The sequence below is a fragment of the Haloplanus aerogenes genome (assembly GCF_003856835.1).
GTDB lineage: Archaea > Halobacteriota > Halobacteria > Halobacteriales > Haloferacaceae > Haloplanus > Haloplanus aerogenes.
This window is the reverse complement of sequence record NZ_CP034145.1, coordinates 1,210,586-1,223,982: the sequence shown is the minus strand read 5'-3', so window position 1 is coordinate 1,223,982 and position 13,397 is coordinate 1,210,586. Positions and strand designations below refer to the sequence as shown.

General features: G+C 66.9%; 18 protein-coding genes. 10 read left to right on the top strand and 8 right to left on the bottom strand.

Annotated elements, in window-relative coordinates; all coding sequences use genetic code 11:
- Positions 1–52 precede the first annotated feature (52 nt).
- Complete coding sequence (locus tag DU502_RS06175; RefSeq protein WP_121920859.1) at positions 53–610, top strand: cupredoxin domain-containing protein; 558 nt, start codon at positions 53–55, stop codon at positions 608–610.
- 204 nt (positions 611–814) lie between these two features.
- Here DU502_RS06175 and DU502_RS06170 read toward each other — a convergent pair whose 3' ends face one another.
- Positions 815–1,099, bottom strand: coding sequence for a Sec-independent protein translocase subunit TatA/TatB (locus tag DU502_RS06170; protein WP_121920860.1), 285 nt, complete (start codon positions 1,097–1,099; stop codon positions 815–817).
- Between the two features lie 143 nt (positions 1,100–1,242).
- Between DU502_RS06170 and DU502_RS06165 the strand changes: the two genes are divergently transcribed.
- The gene (locus tag DU502_RS06165; RefSeq protein ID WP_121920861.1) at positions 1,243–1,719 is read left to right on the top strand and encodes a redoxin domain-containing protein; all 477 of its coding nucleotides are present in this window, start codon (positions 1,243–1,245) and stop codon (positions 1,717–1,719) included.
- Positions 1,720–1,773: 54 nt separating this feature from the next.
- Positions 1,774–2,580, top strand: a complete 807-nt coding sequence (locus tag DU502_RS06160) for an HD domain-containing protein (protein ID WP_121920862.1) — start codon at positions 1,774–1,776, stop codon at positions 2,578–2,580.
- On the opposite strand, the gene DU502_RS06155 is transcribed toward DU502_RS06160, so the two are convergent.
- From DU502_RS06155 to DU502_RS06145, 3 genes are all read right to left on the bottom strand, one after another.
- Positions 2,577–3,500, bottom strand: a complete 924-nt coding sequence (locus DU502_RS06155) for a mechanosensitive ion channel family protein (protein ID WP_121920863.1) — start codon at positions 3,498–3,500, stop codon at positions 2,577–2,579. The genes DU502_RS06160 and DU502_RS06155 overlap by 4 nt on opposite strands.
- Positions 3,497–3,745 (bottom strand): YhbY family RNA-binding protein, encoded by a 249-nt coding sequence (locus DU502_RS06150; protein ID WP_121920864.1) that lies wholly within the window; start codon positions 3,743–3,745, stop codon positions 3,497–3,499. Before DU502_RS06150 ends, DU502_RS06155 begins: the two co-directional genes overlap by 4 nt.
- Positions 3,746–3,830: 85 nt before the next feature.
- Positions 3,831–4,106 (bottom strand): ribonuclease P protein component 4, encoded by a 276-nt coding sequence (locus DU502_RS06145; RefSeq protein WP_121920865.1) that lies wholly within the window; start codon positions 4,104–4,106, stop codon positions 3,831–3,833.
- Between the two features lie 117 nt (positions 4,107–4,223).
- Here DU502_RS06145 and DU502_RS06140 point away from each other — a divergent pair, with 117 nt between their 5' ends.
- Both DU502_RS06140 and DU502_RS06135 read left to right on the top strand, forming a co-directional pair.
- The gene (locus tag DU502_RS06140; protein WP_121920866.1) at positions 4,224–5,288 is read left to right on the top strand and encodes a glycosyltransferase family 4 protein; all 1,065 of its coding nucleotides are present in this window, start codon (positions 4,224–4,226) and stop codon (positions 5,286–5,288) included.
- A 24-nt stretch (positions 5,289–5,312) separates the two neighbouring features.
- Positions 5,313–6,416: a glycosyltransferase family 4 protein gene (locus DU502_RS06135; RefSeq protein WP_121920867.1), complete on the top strand. Its 1,104-nt coding sequence runs from the start codon at positions 5,313–5,315 to the stop codon at positions 6,414–6,416.
- On the opposite strand, the gene DU502_RS06130 is transcribed toward DU502_RS06135, so the two are convergent.
- Positions 6,413–6,841 (bottom strand): hypothetical protein, encoded by a 429-nt coding sequence (locus DU502_RS06130; RefSeq protein ID WP_121920868.1) that lies wholly within the window; start codon positions 6,839–6,841, stop codon positions 6,413–6,415. The two genes, DU502_RS06135 and DU502_RS06130, sit on opposite strands and share 4 nt — an antisense overlap.
- A gap of 95 nt (positions 6,842–6,936) precedes the next feature.
- Between DU502_RS06130 and DU502_RS06125 the strand changes: the two genes are divergently transcribed.
- Positions 6,937–7,251 carry a hypothetical protein gene (locus tag DU502_RS06125; protein WP_121920869.1) on the top strand — a complete coding sequence of 105 codons (315 nt, stop codon included), beginning with the start codon at positions 6,937–6,939 and terminating at the stop codon, positions 7,249–7,251.
- A gap of 16 nt (positions 7,252–7,267) precedes the next feature.
- Here the strand turns inward: DU502_RS06125 and DU502_RS06120 are convergent, their stop codons facing one another.
- A complete protein-coding gene (locus tag DU502_RS06120) occupies positions 7,268–8,014 on the bottom strand; it encodes a DUF2797 domain-containing protein (protein ID WP_121920870.1) in 747 nt (248 codons plus the stop codon).
- A 36-nt stretch (positions 8,015–8,050) separates the two neighbouring features.
- Positions 8,051–8,980, bottom strand: a complete 930-nt coding sequence (locus DU502_RS06115) for an NAD-dependent epimerase/dehydratase family protein (protein WP_121920871.1) — start codon at positions 8,978–8,980, stop codon at positions 8,051–8,053.
- An 82-nt stretch (positions 8,981–9,062) separates the two neighbouring features.
- Between DU502_RS06115 and DU502_RS06110 the strand changes: the two genes are divergently transcribed.
- From DU502_RS06110 to DU502_RS06100, 3 genes are read left to right on the top strand one after another with little or no spacing between them, the layout of a single operon-like run.
- Positions 9,063–9,602, top strand: a complete 540-nt coding sequence (locus DU502_RS06110; RefSeq protein ID WP_121920872.1) for a tRNA (cytidine(56)-2'-O)-methyltransferase — start codon at positions 9,063–9,065, stop codon at positions 9,600–9,602.
- Between the two features lie 54 nt (positions 9,603–9,656).
- Entirely contained in the window at positions 9,657–10,796 is a 1,140-nt protein-coding gene (locus DU502_RS06105) for an SPFH domain-containing protein (protein ID WP_121920873.1), read from the top strand.
- A 49-nt stretch (positions 10,797–10,845) separates the two neighbouring features.
- Entirely contained in the window at positions 10,846–11,520 is a 675-nt protein-coding gene (locus tag DU502_RS06100) for a winged helix-turn-helix transcriptional regulator (protein ID WP_121920874.1), read from the top strand.
- On the opposite strand, the gene DU502_RS06095 is transcribed toward DU502_RS06100, so the two are convergent.
- Entirely contained in the window at positions 11,508–11,753 is a 246-nt protein-coding gene (locus tag DU502_RS06095) for a DUF7123 family protein (protein WP_121920875.1), read from the bottom strand. The two genes, DU502_RS06100 and DU502_RS06095, sit on opposite strands and share 13 nt — an antisense overlap.
- A gap of 214 nt (positions 11,754–11,967) precedes the next feature.
- Here DU502_RS06095 and DU502_RS06090 point away from each other — a divergent pair, with 214 nt between their 5' ends.
- Positions 11,968–13,320, top strand: a complete 1,353-nt coding sequence (locus tag DU502_RS06090) for an alkaline phosphatase family protein (protein ID WP_121920876.1) — start codon at positions 11,968–11,970, stop codon at positions 13,318–13,320.
- Positions 13,321–13,397: the final 77 nt, after the last annotated feature.

Sequence of the window (13,397 nt, the reverse complement as noted above, 5' to 3'; positions counted from 1 at the left end):
AATCTCGAACGTTTTTTGAAGGGGTATCGCTAACCGCCTTTCACACCCGACCATGACATTCAGTCGCAGGAAGATTGTCGCGGCCGCTGCTGGACTCGTTGGCACACTCGCGGGCTGTGCGGGCGGCTCCGGTGGTGGCGGCAGCGAGGGCGGTAACGGCGGCGAGGCGACGGCGACCGAGACGGCGACGGAGACCCCGACGGCGACGCCCGAGCCGACGGCGACGGCCACGCCGACACCCTCCGGGCCGCCGGAGGACGCGCCGGAGTTCACGGTCAGCAACGAGAACAAGACGTTCATCCCGATGGTCGCGGAGGTGGAGCCGGGGACCGTCGTCAAGTGGACCACGGAGAGCCTCAGTTCACACAGCGTCACGTCGATGTATCCCTCGGCCTCCGAGAGCGGCAGGCAGGCGTGGAACCCGGAAATCGCCTCGGACTGGGAGATGGACGAGGACCTCGGCGGCGAGCCGGTGACCCACTACTTCCCCGAACCGGGCGTCTACGAGTACAAGTGTGACTACGACTTCGGCCACATCGGCGGCTGTGCGGCCGTTGTGGTTGGCGATCAGGACTACTCGCAGGATATGCTACCCTGCGAGCCGCAGTGAACTGACGGCACCACGTTTTACTGGCTCCCTACGCCACCGCAGCGGCGCGTCATTCTCGGCCTGCGAGCACGGACGTGACCCTCGTCGTCGAACGGCGCCGGTGAAGCGCAGTGCGGGACCGGGACAGGAGGTGAGCGAGCGTCGCTGTCGCTCGCCGGGGGGAAAAGCGGGAGGAGAGAGGATCGGCCGGCGGAGCGGCCGCGTTCAGCTCGATTTCTCGGGTTCGGTCGTCGACGTCTCGGTGGTCGATGTCTCGCTCGTCGACGTCTCGGCCGTCTCCGTGCTCGAACCCGACTCCTCGGCACCCTCCTTCAGTTCCTCCTCGATTTCCTCGCGGCCGCGTTTGAACTCACCCATGGCCTGGCCGGTCGAGCGAGCCAGCTTGGGGATCTTGTTCGCCCCGAACAGCAGGACGAGGACGAAGAGCACGATGAGCAACTCCGGCCCGCCGGGCAGCCCGGGGAACAGTGGCACGATTGCGTTTTGCATCACTACCTCCCGCTAGCCTGTTCGCAATTATAGGCTTTTTGCTGTTCGCGACCACTGGTCGGGGCGACGGCCCGTCCAGCCACACCCGTCGACGGATCGACCGGAACCCACAAGCGTATACCGCGGTCGGCCGAACGACGGATATGGTCGACATCGGCGACGAGGCACCCGACTTCACCGCTCCGCTCGCGAACGGCGACGTCGAAGCGTTCACGCTGTCGGACCACCTCGACGAGGCGCCCATCGTCCTCGCGTTCTTCCCGGCGGCGTTCACCAACACCTGCACGACCGAGATGTGTACGTTCCGCGACCGCCTGTCGCGGTTCGAGGACGTCGGCGGGACAGTGTACGGCGTCAGCGTCGACCTCCCCTACACGCTCAACGAGTTCCGTCGGCAGAACGACTTGAACTTCGGACTCATCAGCGACGAGCGACGGGACCTGATCGACGCCTACGGCGTCGGCGAGTCGTGGGAACCACGGGAGATTCGCGTCGCCAAACGCGCCGTGTTCGTCGTCGACGGCGACGGGCGTATCACCTACCGCTGGATCGCGGACAACCCGAAACAGGAACCGGACTACGACGCGGTGCGCGAGGCGGCGGCTGACGCCAGCGCGTAGGGGAAACCGCCCCCGAGCCAGCGGGCTTTTTCCCGTCGGCGGCCAACGGCTCGTATGAGCACTGACGAGCCCGCCGACGGCCGGGTGTACGACCCCGATGCCCCCCACACCTTCCCCGACGAGAAGCTGAACCGGATGTTGCCGGCGCTGCTCGAAGATCCCGAGGTGCAGGCGTATCTCGACGCCCAGAACGTCAACGCCGTCAAGCGCAAGGGGTACAACGACCACGGCCCGAAACACATCAGCATCGTCCGCAACCGCGCGCTCCGCCTGTACGAACTGCTGAAACGCGCCGACGTGGACTTCAACGGCGCCGCCGACCAGGGCCTCGACGAAGCGGACGAACCGGTCATCGTCGCCCTCGCAGCCACCCTCCACGATGTGGGCCACGTCGTCCACCGCGACCAACACGCCTACTACTCGATTCCGCTGGCGTCGGACATCCTCGACCGCCTTCTCGCGGAGTGGTACGACACGCCCGAGGCAGTGCGGGTGAAAGCCGAGACGCTCCACGCCATCCTCTGTCACCACACGGAGGAGGACCCGCTGACTCGCGAGGCGGGTGTCATCCGCGTCGCCGACGCCCTCGATATGGAGCGTGGGCGCTCGCGCATCCCCTACGAGAAGGGGGGTCGCGGCATCAACACCCTGTCGAGTCAGGCGATCCGCAACGTCACGTTAGAGGAGGGCGGGGACGCCCCCGTCCTCGTCGAAATCGAGATGGTGAACGCCGCCGGCGTCTACCAGGTCGACAACCTGCTGAAGGCAAAACTGCAGGACTCGATGCTGGAAGAGTACGTCCGCATCGTCGCAGTCAACACGAAAGAGGAGAGCGGGCTGGTCGAACGGATCGAACTCTAGCCCTCGACGACGTCTTCGGCCGTGACGCCGCTGATATCCAGCGACCCGCCCAGCGTGCGGTTCGGATAGGGGATGTTGATGTCCTCCTCGTCGAACCGTTCTTTCACCGAGGTGACGTACTCCCCGCGCGTCTTGACGAAGTCCGAGCGGCTCGGATCGTCGATCCAGACACGGGATTTGAGCACGACCGACGAGTCACCGAGTTCGGCCAGGCGGACGGACGGCGCGGGGTCGTCGAGAATCTCCGGGTGGGCGTGGGCCTCCTCCAGAATGATCTCGTTCGCCCGCTCGATGTCGTCGTCGTAGCCGATGCCGAAGGGGGCCTGCAGGCGGAGCTGTTGTTTCGCGACGGGGTTTTTGATCACGCCGTCGGTGAGTTCGGAGTTGGGAACGGTCAGGAGTTCGTTGTCGAAGGTGCGCACCCGCGTCACGCGGAAGCTGATATCCTCGACGATGCCCGAGTTGCCGTCCCACTCGATCCAGTCACCGATCTTGAACGGCTTGTCGGTGAAGATGAAGATGCCGGCGACGAAGTTGGCGATGACGTTCTGCAGGGCGAACCCGATGGCGAGCGTCGCCGCCGCGGCGACGGTGGCGAGCGACTGCAGGAAGCTACCGTAGCCGGCGAAACCGAACGCGACGGCGATGGCGACGAAGACGATGATAGCCAGCGTGAGTTTCCGCAGGGGATTCCGGGCGTGAACCTCCAGCCCACGGGCGTCCATCACCCGGTCGATGAGTGGGATGATGACCGCCCGGCCGACGATGTAGACGGCCAGCAAGGCGACGAAGAAGGAGATGGCCGAGCCGATGGCGTCGGCGTACGGCACGCCGTTGTTCGCGAGAAATTGCGCGAGGGCGCCGCTCTGGGCCTGGGCGTCGCTCCCGGTCCCGCCAGTCTGGATCGGAATGCCACTCATCGGTAAAGAACGCCCGTATTGCCGCGAGTCTCGACCACCTGCGCGTCCACCCGCTCGGCCAGATCAGCCGCCAGCGACTCCACGTCCGTTCCGCCGCGGGCCGAGCGCAGGAACTTGACCTTCACCAGCTCGCGATCTTTCAACTGGTCGTCACACTCGCCGACGACTGCGTCCACCCCGCTCTTGCCGACCCAGACCGTCACGTCGAGGTCGTGGGCCCGCTTGCGAAGCGCTTGCGTATCCATAGATGTTCCTTGCGCCGAATCGGTTTGAAAGTTTATAATAAGTGTGGCGGAGCGGAGAAGCGGTTCGCGAGGCGTCCCCCGGCAGTCACTCGTACGGATATCTGGCGATTTCGCCGCAGTCACAGCGGACGACGACGTGGCCGTCCTGCAGTCGGACGCGGGCGTTCCGTCCCGGTCGCAGGTAGGCGTCACAGGCGTCGCAGGTAAACCGGCGGAAGGTGCGGGGGAGCGTGAGCCGATTTCGCTCGGCGATTCGGCGGGCGAGGCGGACGTACTCCCGAGCGCGGTCCTCGTGCCCCTCGTCGACGGCGTCGCGGGCGAGCGCTTCCAGTCGCTCGATGCGCTCCGCGGCGATGCCCATACGCGAATCGGGGCCGCGGGGTGGCAAAGGCCTTCCGACACCGTGTCGTGGCGCGTGCCGCGACCGGACGGAGACGCTATCGGTAGCGTCAAGAGCGTCACCGGTCAATCGCCGCCCGTGCGGGTGTTGAACTACCTCGAACTGGAGAGTCGGCTCGATCGGAGCGGCATCGGCACCGCCGCCGACCAGCAGCGCGCCGCGCTGGCGACGACCGACGTATCCGTGCTCACGTCGCCGTGGCGGGGCGGCGAGCCGCACTGGGCGGCCGTCGACGCCCTCCGCGGACGGAGCGCCTTCCGCGAGTACGACGTCGCCCACTGCAACATGATCGGCCCGGGGACCCTCGCGGTGGCCCGCCACGCCAAGCGGACGGACACGCCGCTCGTTCTCCACGCCCACGTCACGGCCGAGGACTTCGCCGAGAGTTTCCGCGGATCGACCCACCTCGCCGGGCCGCTCCGTCGGTATCTCCGCTGGTTCTACTCGCAGGCCGACCTCGTCCTCTGTCCGAGCGCGTACACGAAGCGCACGCTCGAATCCTACCCCGTCGAGGCGCCGATCCAGCCGATCACCAACGGCGTCGACACCGCGTCGCTGGCGGGGTTCGAGGATCTGCGCGAAGAGTACCGCGAGCGGTTCGATCTCGACGGCCTCGTCGTGTTCTCCGTCGGCAACGTGTTCGAGCGCAAAGGCCTCACCACGTTCTGCCGCCTCGCGGAGGAGACCGACTACGAGTTCGCGTGGTTCGGCCCCTACGACACGGGGCCGCAGGCCTCCGAGACGGTGCGTCGCTGGACGCAGGACCCGCCCGCGAACGTCACCTTCACCGGCTGGGTCGACGACAAACGCGGCGCCTTCGCCGCCGGCGACGTGTACTGTTTCCCCACCAAGGCGGAGAATCAGGGCATCGCGGTGCTGGAGGCGATGGCCTGCGGGAAACCCGTCGTCCTCCGCGATATCCCCGTCTTCGAGGAGTTCTACACCCACGGTCACGACTGTCTGAAGTGTGAGACGCGGGCGGAGTTCCGCGAGGCGCTGGATCGGCTGGCCGCCGATCCGGACCTGCGCCAGCGTCTCGGCGAGAACGCGAAAGAGACGGCGGGAGAACACTCGCTGGGGCGAGTGGGCGAGAAACTCGTCGACGCGTATCGGCGCGTCCGAAACGAAGTCACAAGCCATTAACCCCTCCTCGTCGAATCGCCGGCAATGCGTTCGGTCGCCGTCTTCACCGACACCTATCTCCCCACCGTCAACGGCGTCACCTACACCGTCAAAGCGTGGCGCGACTGCTGGGCCGACCGCGGCGGCCGGATGGACGTGGTCTACCCCCGCACCGACGGCTACGCCGCCCGCGTCGGCGAGTATCCGGTCCGGAGCCTCCCCTTCCCGTTCTACCCCGGCTTCCGGATCGGTATCCCCTGGATTCCCCGTCGCGTCCGAGACGTGGATATCGTCCACGCCCACACGCCCTTCGCCGTCGGCCTCGCGGGACTGCGGCTGGCGCGAACGCGCGACTGCCCCTTCGTCGCTTCCTACCACACGCCGACCGCGGAGTACGCCGACTACGTGGCCCCCGGCGACGCCGTCGAAACCCTCCTCGAGCGCGGGAGCGAGCGCTACGAGCGGTGGTTCCTCGACCGCGCGGACGCCATTCTCGCGCCGAGCGACGCCACCGCCGCCCACCTCACCGACGAGGTAGGCGTCGAGACGCCCGTGACCGTCATTCCGAACGGCATCGACACCGAACGATTCCGGCCGGTCGACGCCGAAGCCTTCCGCGCCCGCCACGGCCTCGACGACGCCGACACGCTGATCGGCTACACCGGCCGCCACGGCTACGAGAAACGCCTCGGTGACCTCGTCGACGCCGCGGCGGAACTCGACGCGACGGTCGTCTTCGGCGGCGACGGCCCCGCCCGCTCGGAGTTGGAGCAGCGAGCGGTCGAGCGGGGCGTCGACGCCCGCTTTCTCGGCTTCCTCGACCGCGAGGAACTGCCCGCCTTCTACAGCGCGCTCGACGCCTTCGTCTTCCCGAGTCCGGTCGAGACGCAGGGGCTGGTCGCCCTCGAAGCCAACGCCTGCGGCACGCCGGTCGTCGGCGCGAACGACGGCGCCCTCGCCGACACCGTCGAGGACGGCGTCACGGGCTATCACTTCGAAACCGGAGACGTCGCGTCACTCCGGCAGTCGATACGGCGGACGCTCGCCGAACGCGACGAGCTCAGAAGGTCGTGTCTCGACCGCCGGGAGCGACACGGTGTCGACCGGGCGGTCGACCGGCTCACGGACGTGTACGAGCGCCTCAGTTAATCGTCTTCGAGCGCCTGCGCGATCCGCTGCAGCTGTCGGGTCACGTCGCGCACCTCGTCACGGAGCTGTCGCACTTCGCGGACGAGTTCCTCGTTGCCGACCGACTCCTCCTCGCCGCGGCCGCCGGGACCGCCACCCATCCCCGGTGGGCCGCCACCCATCCCCGGCGGGCCGCCGCCCATGCCGCCGGGACCGCCGCCGCCCATCATGCCGCTCATCATCTGCGCGAAGGGGTTGCCGCCCTCGCCACCCATCATCTCCTCGGGGTCGGGGCGCTCGCCCTCCTCGCGCTCCTCGGCACGGCGCTCGCGGATTTCCTCCACGCGCTCGCGGAAGGATTTCTCCTCGCCGCCGCTCTCGCCTTCGGATTCGGCTTCCTCGCCGCCCTCTGCCGGAGCGTCGTCGCCGGTGTCGTCGTCTGCCATGGAATCCGGTTCGCAACCCACGCCGAAAAGGGTTGTCGTCTCCGGAGTGACCGCCGAATCGGAGACGTTTTTTACGGACAGTTTCGAGGTGTGGTATGGCTACCCGTGACCGTTGTAACGGCGGGACGACCCTCCCCGGCGTCGTGCCGTTCGATTCCGCCCCGCTGAGCCGATTGAGCTGGGAACTCGGCTCCCGCGTCGTCGACGACGACGAATCGGCGCGGCTCGGCCGGTGGGTACACGTGGACTCCTCGCGGACGCTCACCCTCTTTCAGGTGACGGGTGAGACGGTCGTCATCCGCGTCCGGACGCCTATCGGCCGCGAGCGGTTCTACGGCGCGGCGCTGATGGATCTCCCCGACGTACGTCCCGCGCTCGACGACGCACCCTCGTGGAATCGGGCCGCCTGACTCACCGCAACTCCTCTCACCCGAACGCGCCGAGACTCGACTGGAGACGGCGATCCGTCCCCCCGTCGATCACCTCGTAGCCCACGAGATCACGCATATCGACGGCGTAGGTGCTTCCGGCGTGATCGAGAACGAGCAGTCGACCCTTCGTCCCGCGGACCGTCCCCGTCGCCAGCGTCTCCGCCACCGGCCGCTCCGAGAGGTCGAGACCGTAGTCGAAGTCGAACGTCTCGATGGGGTCGAAGTCGTCGAGGAGTGCCTGCCACGCCGAATCGTCGACCGCCCGGCCGAGCCCCGACCGTTTCTCGGGGACGCGCACCCGATCCGGAATCGCCGTCGCCAGTTCGGCCTCGATTTCGCGGGCGATGCGCCCGTTCTCGACGGTGCGGACGTGGGCGCCGCGGTCCGCCCCCTGTTCGCGGAGGCGCGTCTCCAGTCGCCACTCCCTGGTGACCCCGACTTTGAACGTATCCGGCGCGAACGTCGCGAGGTAGACGGCGTGGTCGTCGAAGCAGTCCATCTCGTCTTTGAGACAGGTGCCCGTACACCGGGCACAGACCCACGTCGACGTGTGGGCCTCGCAGTGCGGCGCGGCGTCGGCGTCACAGGGGCGGTGGCCGTCGTCGGTCAGGACGCCGGCGCAGTGGCGGTCGTCGAGGCGGTAGGAGAGGTCCGTCCCCGGATCGAGGGGGACGTACTCGACATCGGCGCCGTCGCTCACGAGGAGGCCGCTGTCACCCGCGTCGTAGCCGACGATCTGCACGCTCCGCCGTTCGTCCGCGACGCGTAAAAGGGGTATCTATGCGATCTCGTCGATCAACTGCCGGGCCGCCCGACGGACGGCGTCGTCGCTCGATTCCGGCGGCTCCCAGCCCAGCGCCGAGAGCTTCTCGATGGAGAGGCGCATCTTCGGCACGTCGCCCGTCCACCCGCGGTCGCCGCCCGTGTACTCGTAGGTCGGATCGAGGCCCATCTCCTCGCTCACGATGTCGGCGATGCGGTTGACGGAGGTGGTCGTCCGCGACCCGAGGTTGTACGTGTTCAGCGTCGCGTCCGCGTGCTCGACGGTGTGGCAGATGGCGTCGACACAGTCCTCGACGTGGAGGTAGGACTTCTCCTGCCGACCGTCACCGAGGATGGTGAGCGTCTCGGGGTCGTCGCACAGTTTCTCGATGAAGTCGGGGACGACGTTGCCGCGCTGGTGGGGGCCGACGATGTTGGCGAAGCGGAACGTCCACGCCTGCAACCCGTGGGAGTGGGCGTAGGTGGACACCAGTCCCTCGTCGGCGAGTTTGCTCGCGCCGTACTCGCTGATGGGTTCGAGGGGGGCGTAATCTTCGGGCGTCGGCCGCGGTGCCTCGCCGTAGACGGTCGACGAGGAGGTGAAGACGAACCCGTCGACCCCCACCTCGTCGGCGCGTTCGAGGAGGTTGTAGGTCATCTCGGTGTTCTCCTCGAACAACTGCCGGGGATCGGCGTAGTTGGTGTCGGTGTAGGCGGCGAGGTGGCAGACGAGATCGACGTCGGGCGTGATCACGTCGGCCACGTCGTCGGGATCGGTCACGTCCGTGACGACGAGGTCCGCGCCGTCGGGGACGCGGTCGGTCTCGCCTTTCGACAGGTCGTCGGCGACGACCACCTCGTTGTCGGAGGCAAGGCACGCCGCGAGGTGGGAGCCGACGAGGCCCGCGCCGCCGGTGATCACCACTCGCCGGTCGGTGAGGTTCATACCGATCCATCCGCTGGCCCGCGCAAGTGCCTTCCGGTCGGGTTCCGAAAGCCGTTACCTCCTCGGCCGTCTCTCCCCACCCATGCAAGACACCCCGGAGGTCGTCGTGTTGCGACTCGGGCATCGCCCCGGCCGCGACGACCGCATGACGACACACGTCGCCCTGACGGCGCGGGCGCTCGGTGCCGACCGGGCGGTTCTCGTCGGCGAGGCCACGCAGGCCCAGGAGACCGTCGACGACATCACCGACCGCTTCGGCGGGCCGTTCGACGTGACCGTCACCGACTCCTACCGTCCCCTTCTGCGCGACTGGGCGGGCACCGTCGTCCACCTCACGATGTACGGCGAACCGGTCGAGGAGGTGACGCCGACGATCCGCGAGCACCACCGATCCCAGCCGCTCCTCCTCGTCGTCGGCGCCGGGAAGGTCGACTTCGAGGTGTACGACCGCGCCGACTGGAACGTGGGCGTGACGAACCAGCCCCACTCCGAGGTGGCGGCGCTGGCGGTGTTTCTGGATCGGCTGTTCGACGGTACGGAACTCGACCGAGAGTGGGAAGACGCGGATCGACGGGTCATTCCGCAGGCGACGGGCAAGCGGGTCGAAGAAGTCGACGAGTAAGGGATTCTTCGACGGCGGGAGAACCCTTTTGCCAACTACTCCCTAACCTCCGCTATGGCCCCCGTTCTCCAACTCGGACTCGGCCTCGGACCGCTGATCGTCGGCATCCTCGTCCTCATCCTCGCCATCGTCACGGTGTACCAGATGGTCGAGATCGTGGACGCCTACGAGAAGAAGGCGCTGACGGTCTTCGGAGAGTACCGCCGCCTGCTCGAACCGGGCATCACGTTCATTCCACCGTTCGTCTCGCGGACGTACGCCTTCGACATGCGGACACAGACACTCGACGTGCCGCGTCAGGAGGCGATCACGCGCGACAACTCCCCGGTCACCGCCGACGCCGTCGTCTACATCAAGGTGATGGACGCCCGGAAGGCGTTCCTCGAAGTGGACAACTACAAGATGGCGGTGTCGAACCTCGCCCAGACCACCCTGCGGGCCGTCCTCGGCGACATGGAACTCGACGACACCCTCAACAAGCGGCAGGAGATCAACGCCCGCATCCGGAAGGAACTCGACGAACCGACCGACGAGTGGGGCGTCCGGGTCGAGAGCGTCGAGGTGCGCGAAGTCAACCCCTCGCAAGACGTGCAGCAGGCGATGGAGCAACAGACCTCCGCGGAGCGCCGGCGCCGGGCGATGATCCTCGAAGCGCAGGGTGAACGCCGGAGCGCCGTCGAGAAGGCACAGGGTGAGAAGCAGTCCAACATCATCCGCGCGCAAGGGGAAAAGCAGAGCCAGATCCTCGAAGCGCAGGGTGACGCCATCTCGACGGTCCTGCGCGCGAAATCGGCGGAGTCGATGGGCGAACGTGCGATCATCGACAAGGGGATGGAGACGCTCGAACGCATCGGGCAGGGCGAGTCGACGACGTTCGTCCTCCCGCAGGAACTCACGTCGCTCGTCGGCCGCTACGGCAAGCAGTTGACGGGGAGCGACGTACAGGACATGGAAGGACTCGACTCGCTGGGGTTCGACGACGAGACCCGCGAGTTGATCGGCCTCGACGACATCGAGGAGATTCTCGGGCAGATAGACGAAGCCGCCGAGATGGACATCGAGGAACTCGAACAGGAGGCCGAGGCGATCAAGTCGGGCGCGGGGACGGACATCAAAAGCGCCGACGAGGTCGTTCAGGAGGCCGACAAGGGCGCCGATTTCTCGGGCGAAGAACCGGAATCCGAAACGGAGTAGCCGACGGGGGCGACACGTTTTAGTCGGCAGGTGACGAGTGTGTGAGTAGATGCCGGACGGGGACCGGGGGGTCGACGCCGAGAAGCGGGCGACGCTACGACGCTTCGCCGCACTGGGAGCGGCGACGCCGCTCGCCGGTCTGAGCACCGGCGAAGCGCGAGCGGAGACGGACCGAAGCGACGCCCGCGACGCCATCCTCGGGTACGTGAGCACGACGCCCGGCGCCCACTTCTCGAAGCTCCGTGACGACCTGAAACTCGGCACCGGCGAGACTCAACACCACCTCCGACGCTTGCTCGACGACGATCCCGGGAGTGACACGACTGGGACGTCGTCGGATCGCCGATCCGACGGAAGTGCGCTCGTCTCCAGACGCGACGGCGACTACCGTCGCTTCTTCGTCGCCGACCGGTTCTCGACGTTCGAGCAGGTGGCGCTCGGCTACCTCCGCCGCGAGACGCCACGGGGAATGCTCACGACGCTCCTTCGCCACCCGGACGCGACGGGGAGCGACATCGCGAGCGCACTCGACGTGTCGCGGGCGACGGTGAGTACGTACGCTTCCCAGCTAGCGGAAGCGGGACTGCTCGACCGGACGGACGGTTACGCCGTCGCCCGACCGGAGACGATCATCACGCTCCTAGTGCGGTACGCCGACTCTTTCGACGCCGAGACGCAGGCCTTCGCGGCCGACGCGGCGTCGCTCGTCAGCTACGATCCCTGAACGTCGACTTTCCAGGTCGTCCCCGACGAGTAGCCCCATTTCTCCACGTCGACGTCGAACTCGCCTGTACGGATCGCGGTCATGTTTGCCCCTACCTCTTTGGCGGTCATACCGAGTTCCTGCGCGATGAGGCGGGATTTGAAATACGTCTTCGTCGTGGCGTGTTCCCGCAGATATCCGAGGATGCGACGCTGTTTCTCGTTGAGGTCGGGGCCCGCGGCAGTCGTGCTCATAGTAAGAAGGTAGACCGAATCGGTAATAGGGGGTTTGGTACGTGCGGTTAACACGCCGCTGTCGTGCGATTATTGCGGATCGGAAGCGGCAGACGACCCTCGAATCCGGGTCGCGAGGTACGGTCGCCTAACACCGAGAGCGCGCGTGTCGTCGCTCGCGTCCGTATCCGTCGGGAAACGAAGATACTTATTGACGTCCCGGGTATGGAATGGCATGGGTCTGTTCGATCGACTGCGCGGAGAGGACCACCCGCGCGTCGCGTTCGTCGGCATCGACGGGGTGCCGTTCAGCCTCCTCGAGGAGCATCCCGAGGAGTTTCCGAACTTCGCGGCGCTCGCCGAGGAGGGGAGCGCGGGCGCCATCGACAGCATCGTTCCGCCGGAGTCAAGCGCCTGCTGGCCGGCGCTGACGACCGGCGTCAATCCCGGCGAAACCGGGGTCTACGGGTTCCAAGACCGCGAAGTCGGCTCCTACGACACCTACGTCCCGATGGGGCAGGACGTGCAGGCACCCCGCCTGTGGGACCGATTGGAGGAAGCCGATCGAACCTCGACGGTGATGAACGTCCCCGTCACGTTCCCACCCCAGCGCAACGTCCAGCGGATGGTGTCCGGCTTCCTCTCTCCCGGTGTCGACAAGGCCGCCCACCCCGACGAACTCCGTGATTACCTGCAGTCAATCGACTACGCCATCGACGTGAACGCGAAACTGGGGCACAAGGAGGACAAGAGTGCCTTCGTCGAGGACGCTCACGAGACACTCGACACCCGCTTCGAGGCCTTCTCCCACTACCTCCAGCAGGACGACTGGGACCTCTTTTTCGGCGTCTTCATGACGACCGACCGGGTCAACCACTTCCTGTTCAAAGACTACGAGCGCGACGGCCCGAACAAGGACGCGTTCATGGACTTCTACCGCTCGGTCGACGACTACATCGGGCGGATTCGAGAGATGCTCGACGACGACGTGACGCTCGTCGTCGCCAGCGACCACGGCTTCACCTCGCTCGACTACGAGGTCCACTGCAACGCGTGGCTCGAAGAGGAGGGGTGGCTCTCCTTCGAGGACGACGACCACGACGACCTGACCGACATCGCGGAGGAGTCCCGCGCCTACTCGCTCATCCCCGGCCGCTTCTACATCAACCTCGAAGGCCGCGAACCGCGCGGCTCCGTCTCCGAGGAGGAGTACGAGGAGACCCGCGCGGAACTGAAGGCGGAACTCGAAGCGCTGGAAGGTCCCGACGGGAAGAAGGTGTGCGCACGCGTCGTCGAGAAGGAGGACGCCTTCCGTGGAGCCCACGCCGACATCGCGCCGGACCTCGTCGCCATCCCGAACCACGGGTTCGACCTCAAATCGGGATTCAAGGGCCACGACGACGTGTTCGACGTGGGGCCGCGCAACGGCATGCACAGCTTCGACAACGCGACGCTGTTCGTCGACGACCCCGCCGTCTCCATCACCGAGGCGGACCTGTTCGACATCGCGCCGACCATCCTCGACCTGATGGAGGTCGACTACGGGCGCACCGACTTCGACGGCGGCAGTCTGGTTACCTCCAAGTAACGGCGACTGTCGGGCCAGTCGAGCGGTCGCCGTCCAACCCGTCGGGCGTGGGCGTTCGACGACGGTCGAGAGTCGCC